The 21,580-nt window shown below is 62.9% G+C and carries 20 protein-coding genes, 2 tRNA genes and 1 pseudogene; 7 read left to right on the forward strand and 16 right to left on the reverse strand.

The annotated features are described in order from the left end of the window. Nucleotides 1–76 precede the first annotated feature (76 nt). From EV679_RS08005 to EV679_RS18045, 13 genes and pseudogenes are all read right to left on the reverse strand, one after another. A complete protein-coding gene (locus tag EV679_RS08005) occupies nt 77–940 on the reverse strand; it encodes a DUF1838 family protein (RefSeq protein ID WP_165389992.1) in 864 nt (287 codons plus the stop codon). A 166-nt stretch (nt 941–1,106) separates the two neighbouring features. Next, nucleotides 1,107–1,379, reverse strand: a complete 273-nt coding sequence (locus EV679_RS08010) for a hypothetical protein (RefSeq protein WP_130486927.1) — start codon at nt 1,377–1,379, stop codon at nt 1,107–1,109. Between the two features lie 330 nt (nt 1,380–1,709). Further along, nucleotides 1,710–1,785 (reverse strand) — tRNA-Lys (locus EV679_RS08015). A 248-nt stretch (nt 1,786–2,033) separates the two neighbouring features. Further along, entirely contained in the window at nt 2,034–2,651 is a 618-nt protein-coding gene (locus EV679_RS08020) for a 2OG-Fe(II) oxygenase (RefSeq protein ID WP_238591313.1), read from the reverse strand. 275 nt (nt 2,652–2,926) lie between these two features. Then, nucleotides 2,927–3,478 (reverse strand): MarR family winged helix-turn-helix transcriptional regulator, encoded by a 552-nt coding sequence (locus EV679_RS08025; protein WP_165389993.1) that lies wholly within the window; start codon nt 3,476–3,478, stop codon nt 2,927–2,929. After that, nucleotides 3,460–5,253: an acyl-CoA dehydrogenase C-terminal domain-containing protein gene (locus EV679_RS08030; protein ID WP_068368364.1), complete on the reverse strand. Its 1,794-nt coding sequence runs from the start codon at nt 5,251–5,253 to the stop codon at nt 3,460–3,462. The genes EV679_RS08025 and EV679_RS08030 overlap by 19 nt, the downstream gene beginning before the upstream one ends. Nucleotides 5,254–5,322: 69 nt before the next feature. Continuing rightward, entirely contained in the window at nt 5,323–6,060 is a 738-nt protein-coding gene (locus EV679_RS08035) for an ABC transporter ATP-binding protein (protein ID WP_068368362.1), read from the reverse strand. A 1-nt stretch (nt 6,061) separates the two neighbouring features. Beyond that, nucleotides 6,062–7,870, reverse strand: coding sequence for a branched-chain amino acid ABC transporter ATP-binding protein/permease (locus EV679_RS08040; protein ID WP_130486928.1), 1,809 nt, complete (start codon nt 7,868–7,870; stop codon nt 6,062–6,064). Between the two features lie 2 nt (nt 7,871–7,872). Beyond that, nucleotides 7,873–8,910 carry a branched-chain amino acid ABC transporter permease gene (locus EV679_RS08045; RefSeq protein WP_068368357.1) on the reverse strand — a complete coding sequence of 346 codons (1,038 nt, stop codon included), beginning with the start codon at nt 8,908–8,910 and terminating at the stop codon, nt 7,873–7,875. 77 nt (nt 8,911–8,987) lie between these two features. Next, nucleotides 8,988–10,133 carry an ABC transporter substrate-binding protein gene (locus EV679_RS08050; RefSeq protein WP_130486929.1) on the reverse strand — a complete coding sequence of 382 codons (1,146 nt, stop codon included), beginning with the start codon at nt 10,131–10,133 and terminating at the stop codon, nt 8,988–8,990. 127 nt (nt 10,134–10,260) lie between these two features. Beyond that, nucleotides 10,261–11,835: an acyl CoA:acetate/3-ketoacid CoA transferase gene (locus EV679_RS08055; RefSeq protein WP_130486930.1), complete on the reverse strand. Its 1,575-nt coding sequence runs from the start codon at nt 11,833–11,835 to the stop codon at nt 10,261–10,263. An 85-nt stretch (nt 11,836–11,920) separates the two neighbouring features. Further along, the gene (locus EV679_RS18040) at nt 11,921–12,319 is read right to left on the reverse strand and encodes a hypothetical protein (protein WP_372726471.1); all 399 of its coding nucleotides are present in this window, start codon (nt 12,317–12,319) and stop codon (nt 11,921–11,923) included. Nucleotides 12,320–12,394: 75 nt separating this feature from the next. Further along, nucleotides 12,395–13,123, reverse strand: a pseudogene (locus EV679_RS18045) (thiolase family protein); the annotation flags it as partial. Between the two features lie 166 nt (nt 13,124–13,289). On the opposite strand from EV679_RS18045, the gene EV679_RS08065 reads away from it, so the two are divergent. From EV679_RS08065 to EV679_RS08080, 4 genes are all read left to right on the forward strand, one after another. Then, a complete protein-coding gene (locus tag EV679_RS08065) occupies nt 13,290–14,078 on the forward strand; it encodes a crotonase/enoyl-CoA hydratase family protein (protein ID WP_068368342.1) in 789 nt (262 codons plus the stop codon). Nucleotides 14,079–14,214: 136 nt separating this feature from the next. Then, on the forward strand, nt 14,215–16,068 hold the full coding sequence (locus EV679_RS08070; RefSeq protein ID WP_130487095.1) for a feruloyl-CoA synthase: 1,854 nt from the start codon (nt 14,215–14,217) through the stop codon (nt 16,066–16,068). 6 nt (nt 16,069–16,074) lie between these two features. After that, on the forward strand, nt 16,075–16,839 hold the full coding sequence (locus EV679_RS08075; protein WP_127773731.1) for an SDR family NAD(P)-dependent oxidoreductase: 765 nt from the start codon (nt 16,075–16,077) through the stop codon (nt 16,837–16,839). Nucleotides 16,840–16,912: 73 nt separating this feature from the next. Then, nucleotides 16,913–18,541, forward strand: a complete 1,629-nt coding sequence (locus tag EV679_RS08080; protein WP_130487096.1) for an electron transfer flavoprotein-ubiquinone oxidoreductase — start codon at nt 16,913–16,915, stop codon at nt 18,539–18,541. 63 nt (nt 18,542–18,604) lie between these two features. Here the strand turns inward: EV679_RS08080 and EV679_RS08085 are convergent, their stop codons facing one another. From EV679_RS08085 to EV679_RS08095, 3 genes are read right to left on the reverse strand one after another with little or no spacing between them, the layout of a single operon-like run. Continuing rightward, nucleotides 18,605–19,246 carry an NUDIX domain-containing protein gene (locus tag EV679_RS08085; RefSeq protein WP_130486932.1) on the reverse strand — a complete coding sequence of 214 codons (642 nt, stop codon included), beginning with the start codon at nt 19,244–19,246 and terminating at the stop codon, nt 18,605–18,607. Further along, nucleotides 19,243–19,899: a PIN domain-containing protein gene (locus EV679_RS08090; RefSeq protein WP_130486933.1), complete on the reverse strand. Its 657-nt coding sequence runs from the start codon at nt 19,897–19,899 to the stop codon at nt 19,243–19,245. Before EV679_RS08090 ends, EV679_RS08085 begins: the two co-directional genes overlap by 4 nt. 18 nt (nt 19,900–19,917) lie before the next feature. Next, entirely contained in the window at nt 19,918–20,256 is a 339-nt protein-coding gene (locus tag EV679_RS08095; RefSeq protein ID WP_130486934.1) for a hypothetical protein, read from the reverse strand. A gap of 185 nt (nt 20,257–20,441) precedes the next feature. On the opposite strand from EV679_RS08095, the gene EV679_RS08100 reads away from it, so the two are divergent. The 3 genes from EV679_RS08100 to EV679_RS08110 all read left to right on the forward strand — a co-directional run bounded on the left by EV679_RS08100 (nt 20,442) and on the right by EV679_RS08110 (nt 21,541). Then, nucleotides 20,442–20,529, forward strand: a tRNA-Ser gene (locus EV679_RS08100). Between the two features lie 141 nt (nt 20,530–20,670). Further along, complete coding sequence (locus tag EV679_RS08105; RefSeq protein WP_130486935.1) at nt 20,671–20,967, forward strand: hypothetical protein; 297 nt, start codon at nt 20,671–20,673, stop codon at nt 20,965–20,967. A gap of 70 nt (nt 20,968–21,037) precedes the next feature. Next, nucleotides 21,038–21,541 (forward strand): hypothetical protein, encoded by a 504-nt coding sequence (locus tag EV679_RS08110; protein ID WP_130486936.1) that lies wholly within the window; start codon nt 21,038–21,040, stop codon nt 21,539–21,541. The last annotated feature ends 39 nt before the right edge of the window (nt 21,542–21,580 follow it).

Genomic DNA, 21,580 nt, shown 5'->3' on the forward strand with positions numbered 1-21,580 from the left:
TATAAGGTTAATAAGGCCAATAGCCCCTGGGTTCCTGGTCGTGGCCTGCGCTGATGGGCCGCCGCAGGTTGGGGCGTTAGGGCTTGCGTGCCGTGTCTATGGCCTGGCGCGCGACGGTCCAGCTGGTGGCATTCGGGCGCATGTCATCCAGCGGCGGCGGGGCGTCGTATTGCGGATAGTGGTCCTGAATGGCCTGGCGCAGTATGTCAGGAAGGGCGTCGATACCATTCACCGCCTGGCCCATGGCATTGAAAACCATCAGACCAGGACGGCTGCCCATGCGCATGAAGGGCAGCCAGGGGGCAATGCGGACCCAGGCCAGTGCGGCGTTGGCGGTATCGGTATCGCGGCTGAGCAAGGCATGGCGATCGGCGACGAAATCGAAGATTTCCATCGCATGATAGTGATTGCCGACGTAATCCTGATACTCCCCGCCCAGGGGGTTGGGATAGAACAGCGGGATCTCTGCCGGCGCAAAGATCCTTTCGCCCTGCACACGGAATGGAATCCTCAGGGGGCGTCCCTGGGGATCGCGTTCGAAGAAGGGACGCTGGTTCACCGGGTCGTTGGCGACGTGCATGATATCCACGTCCTGGTCCGTCCAGGGGTTGCGCCAGGTGCGCAGAGGTTCGCCGCTGGTAGGGTCCAGGTACAGCATGAGTTCGCGCGACACCAGGCGGAAGCCCTGGCCGCGCTCTGGATCCTGCAAGGTGCCAGCCTGGCGGATGTTCATGCCTTCAACGCGGAACAACAGGCGATCAGGTTCGCCTTCCCTGCGTGCCCAGGCATGGCCGGACCAGTGGAAGACGACGGGCTTGCCGTCAGTGGCCGAGGCGTGCAATTTGCGCAGCGCCTGGAGTGTGTCCTGCGGGTTGGCAAGATCCAGCATGGGGCTGGATGATCGTGTGGCGTGGCCTGCCGTGGCCGGTGGGGTATTCATGATGTGCGCTTCCGGGTGGGACGGCATCATCTGCTGCCTGTGGGGTGGATCACGGCGCCGGGCCAGCGATGATTAACAAAGCGGCAGCATAACGGTATTTCGGTTGGCCCCCAAGCGCCGGGGCACGGCGGTGTGTGATCGGGCTGCCGGACAGGCAGCCGGCGCTTTACGCAGCAGCCATGCGTACCGTATTCCGCGAGGGCTCCACATGGTGGACGTCTTGGGGGCGGAAGCGAAAGCGTGTGCGGCCGGCGGTGGCGCGGCTGGTGTAGGTCGGGCTGCCGAAGAGGTCGACGATCATTTCGACAGTGCTGGTGACCGGGCGTTGGCTGCCAGCCAGCACCAGTATGACCTGGTCGCCGATCTTGATGTCGCGGGCATTGCCGATGGTGGATTTGTCGTTGGGGATCAGTTGATCCGGATAAATATTCTGCAACATAGTGGTTTTCCTTGTTGTTGTTATGGACAGGCACGCGTCACCCTGGCCCGAATGTCGGGCTGGGCGGATGCCTGAAAATGGATAAGGCGGGCTCTCCGGAATCTGGCCAGACAAAAATCCGGGGCAGGGGAGTCGGAAAGCGATAATCGGGAATCCACGTGACCAGGCGGCATGGGCCGGCAACAGATCCGAATGGACCTGTTTTGAGGACTGCGTGGATTCGATGGAGGCCAGCCTTGTTGGGTCAAGGTGGCTGCATGCCGGCGAACGATGTCTATAATCGGGCCGGAAAATGAAAACGGCCTGTATTTTTACAGGCCGTTCGAAATCTGGTGGGTTGTGTAGGGTTCGAACCTACGACCTACGGATTAAGAGTCCGCTGCTCTACCAACTGAGCTAACAACCCATGTTCTTGTTCGACTTGCTTCGAATAATTTCGTTGTGTGTCGAGCGAAGAATTGAATTATACGACGTTTTTTCTGTCTGTCAAAGTTTTTTTCGGTGTTTGGCGAAAAATTTTTTGTCGACAGCTTCCCGGTCAATGCGCTGCTGCCAGCGAGGCAGACCCGTAATCAGGGAAGTCGAGCATTATGCCTGCACTGAAAAATTTTTGCAAGTCAGGCGCGACGTATGAAAATGCGGCAGGCGGCGGCGTCAGAAAGAGTCGTCGTCGGTACGGAACCAGCCGGTCAGCGACCACCGCGTGCGTGCGCAGGGCAGGACGGCATGGGGGATGGTATCGGAACGAAATAGCGCCAGCCGGCCCATTAGCGGGGGAATGCGGGCAATTTCCCGCTCCGGCGTAGCGGGGTCGTAAATGCAAAGCTCGCCGCCGTCCCCGGTCTGCCAGTTTTCATTCAGGTACAGCACCATGGAAATCTTTCGGTCGCTGGTGTCCCGATGCTGGTCTATGTGCCTTGCGTATCCGGCGCCAGAATCGTAGCGGGCGTAATGGCATTCCAAGCGCTTCAGCCCAAGGTAGAAATAGCGGTTCAACGTGCTTTGCAGTGCCGTGAACCAAAGTCTGAAGTCGATGCTGGCGGGGTGCGGGTCGGTGTCGTCGAGCCAGCAGATCGTGTCGCCACGTATGCCGGCGATGCGTTGCTGGGAAAGGGAGCGTCCGATCTGGGCGGCGTGGAAAAAACCTTCTTCCCAGCGATGGTGCCCTTCAGCAAGCAGACGATGTGCCAATTCTGCTGGAATGATGTCGTCTGACACTGTCCAGCCTTGATGTTCCAGGTCGTGCAGCAGCCTATCGGGGATGGTGTGCACGATGCGCGGCTACCGCAGGGAACGCGTGAACTGGGACAAGGAATGCGATCGCAGTCTCCCGGACGAGGGGGTAAAAAGGCGGAGGCAAATTTTATCGGAAAGAAGCGGGAAAGAGAATCGTTCTTTCACTTTTCTTCTGCTGGGGCAGCGCCTGGTTGCGGACGCCATGGCTGAATCAGTCCGTCTTATCCCCGGGGCGTTGCAATGGATGGCACGGCGGCAGCGATGGCAGGTATTGCGGGTGCGGTGCCGTGATGGAGGCCTGCCGCTTGTCTTCAGGTGGGGGTGTTGCTCTGGGAGATGGCCTGTTGCGCTACCTTGTGCAACAGTTCGCGTAGCATGGCGCGTTCCGCATCGCTGAGATGACGCAACAAATGGCGTTCCATTTTCAGCGAAATGTCGCGGCTTTGCTGCGCCAGCTCCTGCCCGGATTCCGTCAGGACGATGTGCACCGAACGGCGGTCGGTGGCATTCGGTTCCCGGGTCAGGAGCCCGCGCTGGGTCATGCGGTCCAACATGGTTGTGACATTCGGGGCGGGCATGGCCAGTGCCTGGCTCAGCTGTTTTTGCGTGACATTGAGATTGTGTGCAATCAGCAGCAGCATCGAGAACTCGGCCGGCCGCAAATCCAGCGGTTTGCCAATGTGCTTGAAAAACGTCTTGCGAGTCGGCACATCCGCCAGTGCAAGCTGGTGGCCGAGAACGTGTTGCAGGCAGCCGAGGTCCAGGCAGGTTTCCTGATCCTCGGCGGCGGTTTGGGCTAGGGTATCCATGGCCGTCATGATAATGGAGCCGGACGGCGTTTCCGTCAGCAAACCGGCAGCCATGGCAGTGCGGCCTGGCTGGCGCCGACCAGGCGCAGACGCAGGTCGAGTTCCGGCATCAGCCATTCCAGACCATAGCGGCAAGTATCGAGCTTCGCTGCATACCAGGGGTCTGCCTGTTCGGTTGCGGGCAGGCCAAGCACCGTGCGCATGCTGCGCAGCCAGGCCCAGCCCATCAACAACAGGCCAGCGGCATGCAGGTAATCGTCGGCAACGCGCAGCGGCCATTCCGGGTCTTGCGCGGCACCCCTGGCCAGTGCCTGCGTGGCGTCTTCGAAGGCTTGGACATGATCTTCCAATTGCGCGCCCAGGGCCGCCAGCGCAGGCAGGGTTGCCGCCTGGGCGGCTTCGTTGCGGATTTCGGCCAGCAGCGCCAGCAGCGCCGGGGCGGGTGCGCCGTCCGGGCCCAGCGCCTTGCGTTGCAGCAGGTCGATAGCCTGGATCTCATTGGTGCCTTCGTAGATCATGGCAATGCGGCTGTCGCGCACGCTCTGTTCTATACCGTATTCATGCACATAGCCATGTCCGCCCCAGACCTGCAGTGCGGCGTTGGCGCCATGGTGACCATGATGGGTCAGGTAGGCCTTGACGATGGGGGTGAGCAGGGCGACGCGGGCGCCCGCGGCGCGGCGGTGATCGGCGTCGGGATGCTGTTCCGATTCGTCCAGCAGCACGCCGGTCCAGTAGGACAATACTCGCAGCCCTTCGGCCATGGCCTTGAGCGCAAGTAGCGTACGGCGTACCGCCGGTTGCAGCGCAATGGCGTCGGCTGGGCCGGCAGGCGCGTCCGCGGGCCGGATGCGGGCGCGCGATTGCAAGCGTTCCCGCGCATAACGCAGCGCGTTCTGGCTGGACAGCTCCAGGTGGCCCAGGCCCTGCATGCCGACTTGCAGGCGGGCCGCATTCATCATCACGAACATGGCGTTCAGGCCGCGATTGGGCTCGCCGATCAACCAGCCTGTCGCACCCTCGAAGGAAAGCACGCAGGTCGCGCTGCCCTTGATGCCCATTTTCTTTTCTATGCCATCGCAGCGGACGGCATTGCGGCTGCCGTCCGGCATCCGGTGCGGCACCAGAAACAGGCTCAGGCCTTTGCTGCCGGCCGGGGCGTCCGGCAGCCGTGCCAGGACGAGATGCACGATGTTGTCCGTGAGATCCTGCTCGCCGCCGGAAATGAATATCTTGTTGCCCGTGATGCGGACTTCCGCGCCTGGGCCGGTGTCGCCGACCGGTTGGGCGCGGGTGCGCAGCAGGCCCAGGTCGCTGCCGGCATGGGATTCCGTCAGCCCCATCGTGGCGAGGTACTCGCCGCTGACGATCTTGCGCAGGTAGGCATCCTGCAGGGCCGGCGTGGCATGCGCCTTCAGGCATTCGTAGGCGCCGTGGGCCAGGCCGGGGTACATGGCCCAGGCATGGTTGCAGCCAGCCAGCATTTCGTAGAACGCGGCATTGAGCAGTTGCGGCAGGCCTTGCCCGTCCCAGGCGGGGTCGCAGGCAAGGGCCGGCCAGCCACCTGCGCAAAAGGCGGCATAGGCTTCACGGTAGCCGTCGGGTGTGCTGACTGTGCCATCCTGCCAGCGGCAGCCTTGCAGATCCGCAGGGCTGTTGATGGGCAGCAGGATTTCCTTGGCAAAACGCCCGGCTTCCTGGAGGACCTGGGACGCTGTGTCGGCGTCCAGGTCGGCAAAGGCCGGGATCGTTGCCCAGGAGGCAGGCGCCTGGAGGACCTGGTCGATGACGAAACGCATGTCGCGCAAGGGCGGATCATATTCCCACATGAAATTCTTCCTAACAGGGCGGCCGGCACTGGCCGGCGCAACAAGATTGAATGTCCGGCGGCCAGCGGGTCAGTGATGGGCGGTGCCCAGATAGGTTTCCGCCACGCGCGGGTCGTCGGCCAGTTCGGCGGCCGGACCGTGCAGGGCGACGTCGCCGGTTTCCAGTACATAGCCGTAATCGGCGATTTCCAGTGCAGCGCGGGCGTTCTGTTCGACCAGCAGGATGCTGACGCCGGTGGCCCGGAGTTGCTCGATGATGCGGAAAATTTCCTTGACGATCAGCGGCGCGAGCCCCAGGCTGGGTTCATCGAGCATCAGCAGGCGCGGTTCGCCCATCAATGCGCGGCCGATCGCGAGCATCTGGCGCTCGCCGCCGGACAGGGTGCCGGACAACTGGTGCTGGCGTTCCCGCAGGCGCGGGAACAGATCGAAGACTTGTTCCAGGCCCTGGGTGGCTGGGCGAGGGCGCAGCATGGAGCCGCGCAGCCGGTAGCCGCCCAGCACCAGGTTGTCGCGCACGCTCATGGTGCTGAATAGAGCACGGGTTTCCGGCACCAGGGCCAGCCCGCGCTGCACCCGGGCTTCCAACCGGCTGTGGATGATTTCCCGGTCCAGGTAGCGGATGCTGCCTTGCGCCGGCAGCACGCCCATCAGCGCATTGAGCAGGGTGGACTTCCCGGCGCCATTGGGCCCGATGATGGTGACAACGCTGCCGGCAGGGACGTGGAAATCCAGCTGGTGCAGCACTTCCGCGCGGCCATAGCCGGCCGTGAGGCCACGGACTTCCAGAAGAGGCGTTTGACTCATATCAGTGCTCCGTACCCAGATAGGCAGCGCGTACCGCCGGGCTGGCCTGGACTTCGGCCGGTGTGCCTTCGATCAGGCGGGTGCCGAATTCCATGACCACAATGCGGTCGGTCAGGTTCATGACGAAATCCATATCGTGTTCCACCAGCAGCAGGCTCATGCCTTCGGCCTTGAGTTGGCGCAGGACGCCGGCCAGGGCCTGTTTTTCCTTGTGGCGCAGGCCGGCTGCCGGTTCGTCGAGCAGAAGCAGGGCCGGGTCGGTGCACAGCGCACGGGCAATTTCCATCAGCCGTTGCGGGCCCAGCGCGAGATTGCCGGCCAGCTCATGCATCTGTCCGGCCATGCCGATGCGTTGCAACTGGCGTTCGGCCTCCGCGAACAGCTGGCGTTCTTCCTCGCGGTTGAGTTTCAGCATGGCGCTCAGCGCGCCGGAACGGCTGCGCAGGTAGCCGCCCAGTGCGACGTTTTCCAGCACCGTCATGTCGGGCATCATCTTGACGTGCTGGAAGGTGCGCGACATGCCGCGCCGGGCAATCTCACGTGAACCCAGGCGGGAAATATCCTCGCCCCGGAAACGCACCGTGCCGGAAGTCTTACGTAGCACGCCGGAGACCAGGTTGAAGGTGGTGGATTTGCCTGCCCCGTTGGGGCCGATCAGGCCGATGATTTCCCCAGCACGGATGCTGAAGCTCACATCGTTGACGGCGACCAGGCCGCCGAATTGCTTGCGGATGGCATCGACCTCCAGCAGCATCGAACCGGGCTCGGGTTGCGGGCGGCGCGGCAGGGCGGCAGCATTGCCCCAGTCGCGCGTGCGCTGACGGCGCGGCAGCCGGCCGACGAATGTGGGAAACAACCCCTGCGGCATGTACTTGAGGATCAGGACCAGCATGATGCCGAACACCACGATCTCGAAGCTGCCAGTCGCGCCGATGATCTTGGGCAGCAGGACCTGCAACTGATCTTCTACCAGCTTGACCACTGCCGCACCGGTAAAGGCGCCCCATATGCTGCCCACGCCACCGGCGACGGCCATGAAAAGATATTCGATGCCGAATTTGATGCCGAACGGGGAAGGATTGACCGAGCGCTGGAAGTGCGCGAACAGCCAGCCGGAAGCGGCGGCGAACAGTGCGGCGATCAGGAAGATCTGAACTTTGTAGCGGAAGGTGGAAATGCCCATGGCTTCAGCCATGGTGACGCCGCCCTTGAGGGAACGGATGGCGCGGCCGGTGCGGGAGTCAAGCAGGTTGACCAGGGCGGCAGCGCCAAGCAGGGCGAAGCCCCAGATCAGATAGTAGATATTGCGGTCCAGCGTCATGTCCAGGCCGAACAGCGGAATGGCAGGCACGCCTGCGATACCGTCGAACTTGCCCAGCCACTCCATGTTGGCCATGACATAGTTCAGGGCCAGGCACCAGGCGATGGTGGCCAGCGGCAGGTAGTGGCCGCTCATGCGCAGGGTGATCCAGCCCAGGATCAGGGCGCAGGCAGCGGTCAGTAGCAGGCCCACGAACAAATTGAGCCAGGGTGACAGCCCCATCTGGGTGGAAAGATAGGCCGTGGTATAGGCGCCGATGCCCACAAAGGCGGCCTGCCCAAAGGACGTGAAGCCGCCGATGCCAGTCAGCAGCACCAGGCCCATGGCGGGCAATGCGTACAGGCCGATATAGTTCAACTGGGTGATCCAGAAGGCCGGCAGCGGTAGCTGGGGCAGGAGGGCAACCAGCAGGACGAACGCCACCAATGCCCGGTTGCGCTTGGGCGCGTTGCGGGGAATCAGGGTGTGGAGTGAGGTTTCTGTGCTCATGATCAGTCTTCCTCGGTATGCGGATCGCGCAAAGAGCGCCACAGCAGCACGGGCAGGATGAATGTGAAGACGATGGCTTCCTTGAATGCGCTGGCCCAGAAGGAGCTGAAGGCTTCGATGATGCCGACCAGCATGGCGCCCAGCAGGGCCATCGGGTAGCTGGACAGGCCGGCGAAGACGGCGCTGATGAATCCCTTCAGGCCGATCAGGAAACCGCTGTCGTAGAAGATCGTCGTGGTCGGCCCGATCAACAGGCCGGACAGCGCGCCGATGAAGGCCGCGACGGTGAAGGACTGCTTGCCGGCCGATTCGGTGGAAATGCCCATCAGTCTGGCGCCCAGCTGGTTGACGGCGGTGGCGCGCAGCGCCTTGCCGCGCAGCGTGTGCTCGAAGAACAGCCACAGCAGGACGATCAGTGCAACGGTGATAAGGAAAATGATGATGGTCTGGCCCGAAAGCAGCAGACTACCCAGGCTCATCTGCTCATCCCAGAGGGCAGGGGTGCGGAAGCCTTCCGCGCCGAAGAAGTACAGCCCCAGGCCCGTCAGCGCAAAATGCACACCTACGGAGACGATCAACAGCACCAGGACGCTGGCGTTGGCCAGGCTCTGGTAGGCCAGGCGGTAGATCAGTGGGCCGAAGGGGGTGACCAGCGCCAGCGTCAGCAGCATCTGGGTCAGCAGCGAGGGCTGGCGCGGCGCAATCCAGATGGTCAGCGCAGAGATCGCCACGGGGAAGGCCAGGGTGCGCAACAGACGGCCGGCAACCTGCGCAGCTGGCTGGCGCTGGCGCAGGTCGGCGACTAGGTCCAGCAACGCGGCACAGCCTGCCATCAGCAGCAGGAACCAGACTGTGCCCGGTACCTGGCCAAGCTGGAGCATGCCCAGGGTAAGCGCGCCAAAGGCGACATATTCACCCTGGGGAAGATAAATGACTCGGGTGACGGCGAAAACCAGGACGGTCGTCATGCCCAGCAGGGCATAGATCGCGCCATTGGTCAGGCCGTCGACGAGCAGGATGCTGGCGATGGAGAAGTCCATGAGCTATATCGGCGGTAGGAATGGGCAGGCCCGCCGGCGAGGCGCCAGCGGGGCCGTGACAGGAAGGATGGACGGGGTCAGTCGGTTTCCAGCACCCAGTCGCCATCCACGATTTTCATGACGACCGGGCTTTCGGGGGTGAAGCCCCAGTGGTCGCTGCCGGTGAAGTCGATCACTCCCTGGGAAACGGGAATGGCGGGCAGGTTTTCCAGCGCGTCGCGCAGCGCCGCACGGAAGGCCGGTGTGCCGGGCTCGGCCTGTTTCAAGGCTTCGGGCACGGCTTGTTGCAGCAGCAACAGGATGTCGTAGACGTGGGCGCTGAACTGGTTGCGGGTGCCTGCGCCGAATGTTTGCTCGTAGTTCTGCACGAAGTCGCTGGCTGCAGCCTTGGATGGGTGGCTGGCTGGCAGTTGCTCGGCAATGACGGCCGGGCCGGACAGGACGTAGGCGCCTTCGACGGCTTTGCCGCCGACGCGGATCAGGTCGCGGGAAGCGGCGGCGTGCGTCTGGTAAATCTTGCCCTTGTAGCCGCGTTCGACCAGCGCGCGGTGCGGCATGGCGGCGCCCGAGCCGGATGCCACGATCAGAATGGCGTCCGGCTTGGCGGTCAGTAGCTTGAGCGTTTGGCCGGTCACGCTGGTATCGGTGCGCTGGAAGCGTTCCGTGGCGACCAGCTTGATGCCGTAAGCATCCGCCAGTTCCTGCATGTCCTTGAGCCAGGTTTCGCCGTAGGCATCGGTATAGCCCAGGAAGCCCAGGGTTTTGATGCCTTGTTTGGCCATGTGTGCGAGCGCGGCATTGGCCATCACCGTGGATGAGTGCGCCAGGCGGAATGTCCAGGTGTCGCGGCCTGCAGGAACCGGTACCGGAGACAGGGCCAGTTGCGGGGTTCGGGTTTCCAGGGCGACGTCGACGATGGCCAGTGCCGAGGGGGTTGCGACCGATCCCACCAGCATGTCCACCTTCTCCTCGGTCACCAGGCGGCGTGCATTGCGTGTGGCGGTGGTCGGGTCGGTAGCGTCGTCCAGGATGATGACGTTGACTTTTTCCCCGGCGATCTCCGCAGGCCAGAGCTTGAAGCCGTTGTTGCTGGGGATGCCGAGTGCGGAAGTGGCGCCGGTCAGGGGCAGGACGGCGCCGATATTGATGTCGGCCTGGGCCGGAAAGGCGGCGGCGATGGCAAGTGCGGCGGTGAATTTCAGGATGGTGCGGGGGCGGTTCATGTTGTCTCCTGTTTTGTTCTGCATTTAGTTATGAATAATAATTAAAAATGCAGTGCTTAAGCATAGGGGAAACCCCATATATTGATGTTTTTATAGGGGTTTTCTTTTTTGTATATATGTACTTTTATTAATTGTTTTTGTTGTTTTTGGCAGCGAGTGATGCACGCAGCCCGCCCCATTCGGCCTGGAACAGACCGGCGTCCATGAGGCGCGGCCCGCGGATGATGGGTCGGAAGGACATATGGGCCAGGATGTCACGCTCGAGATCCACGCCGGGGGCAATCTCGATCAACGCCAGTCCGTCCAGCCCGAGCTGGAAGACGGCACGTTCCGTCACGAAAAGCACGTCTTGCTGCCGTTGCGCCGCATCGTGGCCGTTGAAGGTGATCTGCTCGACGTGATCGACGAACTTGCTGCTGCGGCCTTCCTGTTCGATGTGCAGGGCGCCGTCGGCAATGGCGACTTTCAGGCCGCCGGCGGTAAAGGTGCCGCAGAACACCAGTTTGCGGGTTGAGCGGGTGATGTTGATGAAGCCGCCGCAGCCGACGGGCCGACCATTGAATTTGCTGACGTTGACGTTGCCGTGGCGATCCACCTGGGCCAGCCCGAGGAAGCTGGCGTCCAGGCCGCCGCCGTCGTAAAAATCGAACTGGGAGGTCTGCTCGATGATGGCCTGGGCGTTGTAGGCCAGTGCGAAATCGCCGCCTTGGGCCGGGATGCCACCGGTCACACCGCTTTCCACACTTAGTGTCAGCAGGTCGGCCACGCCTTCCTCGGCCGCAACGGAAGGGATGCCGGCCGGGATGCCTATACCGAGGTTGGTGATGGCGCCGGAGCTAAGTTCCAGCGCTGCCCGGCGCGCAATGACCTTGCGCTCGTCCAGCGGCATGGGCGGCAGGCTGCCCAGCGGGATGCGCACATCGCCGCACAGCGCGGGGTCGAATTGCGTGGTAATGGTCTGCATATGGTTTTCCGGCCGGGCGACCACGACATAGTCGACCATGATGCCGGGAATCTTGACCTGCTTGGGATGCAGGCTGCCGGTCTGGACGATGCGTTCCACCTGAGCGATAACAATGCCGCCGCAGGCGCGCGCCGCCTGGGCGATGGCCAGTTGTTCCAGCAGGACGCCTTCCTTGTCCAGCGTCAGGTTGCCGGTTTCGTCTGCCAGCGTTGCACGGATGATGGCGACATCAATCTTCGGACTGGGGTAATAAAGCCATTCCTCGCCCTGAAACTCAACCAATTGCACGAGGTCTGCGCTGCAGGTGCGGTTGAGTTTGCCGCCTTCCTGGCGCGGGTCTACGAACGTGCCCAGGCCTACCTTGGTCAGCAGGCCTGGCGAGCGGCTGGCGATGTGGCGCGTGAGTTGCGACAGCGAGCCTTGCGGGAAGTTGTAGGCTTCGACCTTGCCGTCGTAGACCATCTTCATCATTTCCGCACCGGTCTGGCCGAAGTGGCCGGCGATGGTACGGCGAATCATGCCCTCATGGGCGAAGTGCTTCATGCCGCCGTTGCCGCTGTTGCCCACGGCGCCGCAGGCCCAGGTGGTCAACTGGCGCGGATGGCCGGTTTCCAGGTAATGCTGTTCTATTCCCTGCAGGATTTCCTCGGGCAGGCTGGACATCGCGAGGCCGCCCAGGAACAGGGTGGCGTCGTCGCGGATCAGGGCGCCGGCTTGCGTGGCGGTGATGAGTTTCATGCTGATGACCTTTCTAGAGTGATGGCGTCAGGCGCGGCATCGGTCCGGTAGGCGCCGGGCCTTGCCATGCTGGGGAAGGGGAGGTTCAGCGGCGGCTGTCGCTCACGCGGATGACAGTGGCCAGACCGGTATCGCCTGCGGCGCAGCCGGTGAACAGCCCGGTGCCGCCGCCGCGCAGGACCAGTTCTTCGATCAGTTCGATGATGGCGCGCAAGGCGGTAGGCGCCTGCGGGTGTCCCCAGATGATCGGGCTGCCGTAGTTGTTCATCTTTTCCCAGGGGAAGCCGGTGTCGCGTGCCAAGGCGATGTCATTGACCGCGAATGGGTTGTGGGTCTTGATGGCGTGGATATCGGCCATGCTGGTACCGCTGGCCTGGAGGGCGCGAAAGGTGGCCGGTGACGGGGCCATGGGCATGTGCGCCGGTTCCACTCGGGCCATGCCGAACCCGAGGATCTCGATGTCGATTTCCGGGCGCGTGGACAAGGCGCGGGCCCGGTCGCGGGTCGTGACGATGGTGCCGGCATTGCCGTCGGCGGGATGGGTCTGGCCGCCGAAAGTGATGCTGCCGCCCGCTCGTACCGGCTTCAGCTTGGCCAGGCCTTCCACCGTCGTGGGGAAGATGCCTTCGTCAGCCTGCAAGACGCCCAGTTGCTTGCGTCCGCCGGGAGGCGTCAGCGGCGCATCCACCATGTAGCGTTTCTGGAAGGCGCGTTCATTGGCCAGCGCTTCCAGGTATTGCTGATAGCGATGCAGCTTGAGCGCATGCTGTTCGGCGGTGTCTATGCCGTAGCGGCGTGCCACGTTTTCCCCGGTTTCCAGCATGGGTTGGCCGGCATAGGGGTCGCGCGCCATGTTGTCCGGTACCCAGCGCTCGGGAATGCCATAGCCGCCCGGGCCGCCTGGGTCGGGGTAGTAGACCAGCGGCCCGTTGGACTGTCTGTCGGCCATCAGCAGCAGGGCGCAGCTGGCGGTTCCCATGGCGACTTCCTGGCTGGCCATCAGCAACGCGCGCACGCTGGTGGCGCAGGCCTGCTGCACGGATGGCCCGGCCACGCGGTCCATCCCCATGAGTCCGGTGACATAGGGCAGGCCGTAGAAGCTGCCAGGATAGGGGTTGGTGGTGCCGAGGATGGCAAGGTCGATCTGCGACAGATCGACATTCCGTTCAGTCAGCGTGTCTTTCGCCACCTGGGCTACCAGGGGCAGAGGGTTGAGCGCGGACAGGCTGCCCTGCCATTTGGCGAAGGGCGTGGACCAGTAAATGCCGTAAGGAATGTGGGCGCGCATGCGAGAGTCTCCAATCTAGGCTTTTTGTTCTAATAAAGAACTATTTTTTATTCTCTTTGATGTGTAAAAAACCAGTTATTAAGGGTTTTTACTATCTGGAATGCTTGTTTGCTGATGAAATTATTTATAAACTATAATCAAATAAACAGCAAGAAGGCCTACCTCAATGAAGAATTTCGAGCAGTATTCCAATCTGACGGTGGAGCGTGACGGCGCTATCGTGCTGATCGGTTTGAACCGCGTGGAAAAGCGCAATGCGCTCAATGACGGGCTGATGCTGGCCTTGCGCAATGTCTTCGAGTCCTTGCCGGCCGATATCAAGGCGGCGGTTCTTTATGGTCAGGGAGAGCACTTCTGCGCCGGCCTGGATCTCAGCGAGCTGCGTGAGCGGGATGCGGAGCAGGGAATGCACCATTCGCGCATGTGGCACCGGGCGCTGGAGTCGATCCAGTTTGGCCGTATTCCGGTGGTATCGGCGCTGCAGGGGGCAGTGGTCGGCGGTGGCCTGGAGCTGGCTTGTGCCACGCACATCCGCGTGGCTGACAGTTCCGCGTTCTACGCGCTGCCGGAAGGCGCACGCGGCATTTTTGTCGGTGGCGGCGGTTCGGTGCGCGTGCCACGTCTGATTGGCGAAGCGCGCATGGCAGACATGATGCTGACCGGCCGGGTTTACGGCGCCGAGGAAGGCGAGCGTGTGGGCTTCGCGCAGTATCTCGTGCCGGCTGGACAGGCGCTGGCCAAGGCGCGTGAGCTGGCCACGCGGATCGCGGGTAATGCGCCCATGACCAACTATGCCCTGATGCACGTGCTGCCGCGCATTGCCGAAGCGCCCGCCGACAACGGCCTGTTGATGGAGTCGCTGGTTTCTGCCATCGCGCAGTCTGCGCCCGAAGCCAAGACGCGTGTGGCGGAGTTTCTGGAGGGGCGCGCTGCCAAACTGCGTGCCGGTTCCTAAGGGCTGGCGACCGGACGTGAATAGAGCCTGTGCAAGGCCGTCATGTCCGCCTGATTGATTTTCAGAGGGATCGAGGAGACATAAGGTGACTTCTGAAGTGAAAACTGCGGCCGCTGCTGCGCCGCGCTATCGTGCCATGCGCTATGGCGTAGACGGCGTGTCGGTTGAGCGCCGGGACAATGGCATCTGTTATCTGCGGGCGGATGCCGCGTTGCAACCGTTTGCCCCCAGCATGGGCAGTCGCCTGGCTTATTGGGCCGGGCAGCGGCCGGCGCATACGCTGTTTGCGCGGCGCGAGCGCCTTGCTGACGGCAGTCTGGGCGACTGGGTGCACCTGAGCTATGCGCAGGCGCTGGAACAGGCGCGCAAGGTCGGCCAGGCCCTGCTTGACCGAGGGCTGGATACCGAGCGGCCCGTCGTCATCCTGGGGGAAAACAGCCTGGAACATGCGGTGCTGGCGCTGGCTTGCCTGTATGTTGGCATTCCGTACTGCACGGTGTCGGCGGCATACTCTACGCTGGCCACCGATTATGCGAAGCTGCGTCGGGTGCTTGAAACCCTGACGCCTGGCCTGGTGTTGGCCGTGGACGGTGCCCAGTATGGCCGAGCGATTGATGCGGAAGTGGCCGAGGATTGCGAAGTCTGGCTGGAGCGTGATGATGGCTGGCGCAGGCGTGCCGGTCGCCAGGCCTTGTGGCACGACATCCTGGCCACCGAAGCCGGCCCGGCAGTGGAGGCTGCGGCGGCTGCCGTCACGCCCGAGCGCATTGCCAAGTTCCTGTTCACGTCGGGTTCGACCAAGCTGCCGGCCGCGGTAATCAACACGCATGGCATGTGGTGTTCCAACCAGCAGCAACTGGCGCAGTCCATTCCGCTGGTGCAGGATGAAGACCTCACCATGGTCGATTGGTTGCCGTGGAGCCATACGTTTGGCGGCAATCACAACTTCGGCATTGCGCTCTATAACGGCGGCTCGCTGTATATCAATGATGGTCGGCCCACGCCGGGTCTGATCCATGAAACTCTGCGCAATCTGCGCGAGATCGCACCGACGGTGTATTTCGATGTGCCAACGGGCTTCGAGGCCATTGCCGCCGCCATGCGTACCGATGAGCAATTGCGCCGCAATCTGCTGTCGCGCGTGAAGCTGTTCTATTACGCTGCCGCCGGCCTGGCGCAACCGATCTGGGATGCGCTACACGCATGCCAGGAACAGGAGCTGGGCGAGCGCATCGTTATGGGAACCGGCCTGGGCATGACGGAATCCAGTCCTTTCGCCCTGTTCGTGAATCACCCTGACGTGCGCGCCGGTGACCTGGGTGTACCTGCGCCCGGCCTGAGCATCAAGTTGGTGCCCAATGGCGACAAGCTGGAGGTGCGCTACAAAGGGCCGAATATTACGCCGGGCTACTGGCGCGACCCTGACGCCACGCGTGCTGCTTTCGATGAAGAAGGCTTTCTTTGCACGGGCGATGCCGTGGCCTGGATAGATGCGGCACGGCCGGAACGCGGCCTGCGCTTCGATGGCCGTATTTCCGAGGATTTCAAGCTTTCCACCGGCACCTTTGTCAGCGTCGGCCCCTTGCGTACCCGTGTCGTTACCCAGGGCAGTCCGTATGTCGGTGATGTGGTGCTGACCGGGCTGAACCAGAAAGACGTCGGAGCCATGGTGTTCGTTTCCCCAGCGGCACGTGCGCTGGCTGGTGCTGGCCCTGAGGTGCCGCAGGCCGAAGTCAATGCGCATCCCGCTGTACGCGCAGCATTCCAGGGCATTCTGGATGCCCTGGCCGCGAGCGCCACGGGGAGTGCCAACCGCATCGCACGCATGGTGCTACTGGAGCAGCCGCCGCAGTCGTCGGTGGGTGAAATCACCGATAAGGGTTCCATCAACCAGCGCGCCGTGCTGCGCCACCGGGCTGCCCTGGTGGAGGCATTGCACGAGGGAACGGCGCCCGGCATTCTTTACCCCTCAGCCAAGAAAAAGGACTGACAGATCATGGATATTCAAGGTGTAGCAGCACTGGTGACCGGCGGCGCTTCCGGTCTGGGCGAGGCCACTGCGCGGGAGTTGGCGCGGCGAGGGGCCAGGGTGGCCATCCTGGACCGTAATGGCGAGGCTGCGGCGCGGGTTGCCGGCGAAATCGGCGGATTGGGACTGGCTTGCGATATTACCGATACCGGCAGCGTGGAGCAGGCGCTGGCCGACGCGGCGCTGGCGCACGGGCCGGCTCGCATCCTGATGAATGTAGCCGGCATAGGCACGGCCAAGCGTATCGTGCAGCGTGATGGCAGCGCCGCGCCGCTGGAAGACTTCACCCGCGTGGTGCAGATCAACCTGATCGGCGCCTACAATGTCAGTCGTCTGTTCGCGGCTGCCTGCGCGGCCCTGCCTGCGCTGGAGGATGGTGCGCGTGGTGTGTTGTTGTTTACGGCCTCGGTGGCGGCATTTGATGGCCAGATCGGGCAGCAGGCGTACAGCGCTTCCAAGGGTGGGCTGGTCAGCATGACCTTGCCGATGGCGCGTGATCTGGCGCGTCACGGCATCCGGGTGGCGACAATCGCGCCGGGGCTATTCAAAACCCCCCTGATGAATGAATTGCCGGAAGACGTGCAGCAAACGCTGGCTGCGTCGATTCCGTTTCCGCAGCGCCTGGGCAAGCCTGAAGAGTTTGCCGCGCTGGCTTGCCATTTCGTCGAGAACGACCACCTCAACGGCGAGGTGATCCGCCTGGACGGCGCTTTGCGCATGGCGCCGCGCTGACGGCTTGCAAGATCATTCCGGCCTGCGCCGGAAAAAGAACGGTTGGGGAGTATAAGTGGTGCAACGCGAATCCATGGAATATGACGTGGTGATCGTCGGCGGGGGGCCGGCGGGCCTGTCGGCGGCGATCCGGCTCAAGCAGCTGGCGGCGGCGTCCGGCAGCGAGCTGGGCGTGTGCGTGCTGGAGAAGGGCGCGGAACTGGGCGCGCACACGTTGTCGGGCGCGATCATGGACCCGCGTGCGTTAGATGAGCTGCTGCCGGACTGGCGCGAACGCGGCGCGCCGCTGGACGTGCCGGTCACGCAGGACCGCTTCCTGTTTCTCACGCAGGAGAAGGCGCTGCGCACGCCGGACTGGCTGCTGCCGTCCTGTTTCCACAATGAAGGCAACTACATCGTGCGCCTGGGGCACGTGGTGCGCTGGCTGGGCGAGCAGGCCGAGGCGCTGGGCGTGGACATCTTTCCCGGCTTTGCCGCCGTGGAGGTGCTGTACGACGCGCAGGGCGCGGTGCGCGGCGTGGCGACCGGCGACATGGGCATGGCGCGCGACGGCAGCCACACGGCGAACTACCAGCCCGGCATGGAGCTGCTGGCGCGCTATACGGTGTTTGCCGAGGGCGCGCGCGGCCAGCTCGGGCGCGAACTGATCGCGCGCTTCGGGCTGGACGCGGGGCGCGACCCGCAGAGCTATGGCATAGGCATCAAGGAACTCTGGGAGATAGACCCGGCGCAATCGCAGCCTGGCCTGGCGATCCACACCAGCGGCTGGCCGCTGGACAGCAAGACCTACGGCGGCACCTTCCTGTATCACCTCAATGACAATCAGGTGGCGCTGGGCATGGTAGTGGGGCTGGACTATGCCAACCCCTGGCTGTCGCCCTTCGAGGAATTCCAGCGCTTCAAGACGCACCCGGCCATCCGCCCCATGCTCGAAGGCGGCAAGCGCCTGGCTTATGGCGCGCGCGCCATCACGGCCGGCGGCCTGTTGTCGCTGCCCAGGCTGGATTTCCCGGGCGGTGTGCTGGTGGGCTGCGAAGCCGGCTTCATGAATGCCTCGCGCATCAAGGGCAGCCATGCCGCCATCAAGTCCGGCATGCTGGCGGCGCAAGCCATTCATGCGGCGCTGACCCAGGGGCGTGGCCAGGATGCGCTGGACGGCTACGGCCAGGCCTTCCAGGCCTCCTGGCTGCACGAGGAACTGAACCGGGCGCGCAACTTCAAGCAGTGGTTCAAGAAGGGGCTGCCGGTGGCAAGCTTCATGACGTTCGTGGAGCAGGGCCTGCTCAAGGGACGGATGCCCTGGACACTGCACCGCAAGCAGCCCGACCACGCCTGTCTGCGGCCGGCGGCGGAGTACGAGCGCATCGACTACCCAAAGCCGGATGGCAAGATCACTTTCGACCGCCTGAGTTCGGTCTTCATCTCGAACACCAACCACGATGAAGACGAGCCGGTGCACCTGACACTCAAGGACCCGGCGGTGCCGGTGCAGGTGAACCTGGCCATCTATGCGGGGCCGGAGGCGCGCTATTGCCCGGCCGGGGTGTACGAGTTCGTCAAGGACGAAGCCGGCGCCGACGCGCTGCGCATCAATGCGCAGAACTGCGTGCATTGCAAGACCTGTGACATCAAGGACCCGACGCAGAATATCGTCTGGGTCGCGCCCCAGGGCGGCGAAGGGCCGGTCTATAACGGCCTGTGATGCCGGCCGGAGCGTTGCTCCGGCTGCCGGTTCGTGCCGCCAGAGGGAGCTTGGCGGGTCGGCTCAGGGGCTGCCGGCCGGTTGCCACGCCAGTTGCCATTTGCCTTCCCAGGCATTTTGCAACCAGAGCGCGCAAGCCAGCGTTTTGGCATCAGTCACCAGGCCGGTGCGGCAGGCATCAAGGAAATCCGGAATGGCGCAGCGCGCCACGTCCAGGAATTCGCCTTCATCCAGCTGGCGTTCGCCGCCCTGCAGGCCGCGTGCGAAGAAAATATGGATGACTTCATCGGAGTAACCGATCGCCAGATGCAATTTTCCGGCATAGGCCCATTCGCTGGCCCGGTAGCCGGTTTCTTCCAGCAGTTCCCGCTGGCCGCAGACCAATGGAGCTTCGCCTGCATCAAGCTTGCCCGCGGGAAACTCGACAATTACCTGGTCTACCGGATAGCGGAACTGCCGTTCCAGCAGCACGTGGTCGTCATCGAACAGCGGGATCACCACTGTTGCGCCCGGGTGCACCACATATTCCCGACGTGTCAGCTTGCCATCGGGCAGGCGCACGGTATCCTCGCGCAGTCGCAGCAGCCTGCCCTGGTAGATTTCCTTGCGTTCATGAAGGGTTTCACGCAGATGTGCGTCGCTCAGGGCCTGGGCATCGAGTTTCAGCAAGGGGGGCAGCGCGCCGCCGGCAGTGGTGTGGTTCATGAAGTGGTTGGGGTAAGGGAAGAAGAGAGGGGCTCTGCGCCTGTTGTTTGTTGCCGCTGCGCCTGGGCCCAGAACAGCTGGCGCAGCAGGAAGAGGCGCTCACGCCGCAGGGCATCGGCGATGGGTTCGGGAGTGCCGCCCAGATCGCTGGCATCCTGCGCCATGCCTTCCAGCGCCGCCAGCAAAGCACTGGGGGCGGCATGCCAGAAACGCGCCAGCAGCGTATCCGGAGACACCGCCTGCAAGCCCAGGCGGCGCAGCTCGGAACGGTTGAAATCGCGCAGATTCCAGGTGGCAATGGCAATGCTGGCTTCGGGGGAGCGGGCCTGGGCATCGCGGGCGGCGGCAATCACGTGCCAGTCCTTGGGGTCGCTATAGCGCAACCCGGCTTTCCATTCCTGCAGATTGCCGGCGCAGGCTGCGGGGAATGCGGTCTGCATGTCTTGCCATTCCTGTTGCAGGCGTTCGGCTGGAATGGACCAGATGCGGGCGGCATTGCGTCGCCATTCATCGCCGATATATTCGCTCCATATCGGTTCGTACAGCCCCATGCCAGCCAGGCGCAGCCAGAGGCGGCGCAGGATGCCGGGCATCAGTACACAGGCATCCAGCACCACATGGCTGGGCGGCGGCAACGTGGCAGTGGTATTCATGCGTTTCAGCCAGCGCTGTCAGTTCAAGTGAGAGGGCAGGGCGACGCCGGGCAGGCGCAGGCTGTAGAGCACGGATTGCTGCACGGCAGGCGATGCGCAGAAAATGACGGCCACATCACCATCATTCATATTGTCGAGCACGTCGGAGAGCTGCTCTGGCGCCTGCTCGGGCATATCCAGGCCGCAGACATGCACCTCGCCACTTTCCTCGAATACTTCGGCGGGCAGGATTTCCGTGACGGCATCCAGATCGGCTTCGCCGATGACGACATAGATACGGAAGCGGAGGCCGTCCTGGGTGGTTTCCAGGATGACGCCGCGCAGACAGGTGCCGGTTTGTTTACTCAGGACAGACATGAAAATCCCGCAATTCGCTCAACTGCCAGTTTAACGCCGAACCAGGCTGTTATCCGCAGGCACCCATTTCAGGGGGCGGGGCGCCCGAGTCCTTGCCGGGGACGCGTCGAAGTCTGCTAGAATCCCGTCTCTTGAAATGTTGCAGTGCTGCCAGGGCCCGTTCCGGCAGTCGCTGCAGCAGAGCGGGAAGCGTGGCAGAGTGGTCGATTGCACCGGTCTTGAAAACCGGCAACGGGCAACCGTTCGTGAGTTCGAATCTCACCGCTTCCGCCAGAATAATACCCAGCCCGCTGATTCCATTGCCCGGATCAGCGGGTTTTTGATTTTCGGTCCGGCAGTTCCCGGTTTGCCGCGCTCGCGCCTGCGGTCATGCAAGCACCGGGTCATTGCCCTACATCTATATTGGAGAACATCATGGCAGATCAGGACGCGCTTGAATCCAGGCTCCTGGAATTGGAAGAACGGGTCAGGGGTATGCAAATCGGATTGCAGAATCTGGTTGTGGCCATTTGCGCGAACGGTTCCATTGATGTCTCCAAGGTGGCGACGTCCTACAACCGGCTCAATGACACCATCCGTGAGCGCGTCGCCAGCGAAGACGGGCCGTGCCGGAATGCCATGGATCATATCGGCAAAGTGCTGGAAGCCGCCGGCTCTGTGATTGAGCAAGGCCTGCAGGAAGCCCGTGAAGCCGGAAACAAGGCGCATTGACCTGGGAGGTGTTTCTGGGCATGTTGCGCTCCCGCGTGAAGTGCCAGACCCTGGCGTAAACCCAGCCCAAATGCTGAATCTCCTTTCGACTGACGGAATCGGTGAGCTTTCTGTCATGGATTTGCTTGCCTGCTATGCAAGGATCTGTGACCAGCTGCGCCAACGGGGTGTGTTGCGCAGTGGAAATAATCCGACCGGTGATTTGGCTGAGTATTTATTCTGCCGGGCATTTGGCTGGCAGCAGGCAAAGAATTCCGTGCGCGGATATGACGCGACGGATGCAGATGGGGTGCGTTATCAGATCAAGGCGCGCCGCATAATGGGCAGGGGATCGTCGCGCGAGCTGTCTGCTATTCGGGACATTAAGGATGGGCACTTTGATGTCTTGGCGGGGCTATTGTTCGATAGCGAATTCAAGGTGCAACGGGCAGCTTTGATCCCAATCTCCTGTGTGATCGAGCGATCAAGCTTCAGTGCTCATACCAAGAGCAGCAAATTTATGCTGAGAGACGAGGTCTGGCGTCTGCCGGAGGTCCGAGACGTGACGATGGAACTCAGATCCGTGCGGGTTTGATCGGTGCGCGCCTGTCGGTGTGGCTGCGTGTTTTGGTTG

Origin of the sequence: Kerstersia gyiorum, assembly GCF_004216755.1 — a bacterium.
GTDB lineage: Bacteria > Pseudomonadota > Gammaproteobacteria > Burkholderiales > Burkholderiaceae_B > Kerstersia > Kerstersia gyiorum.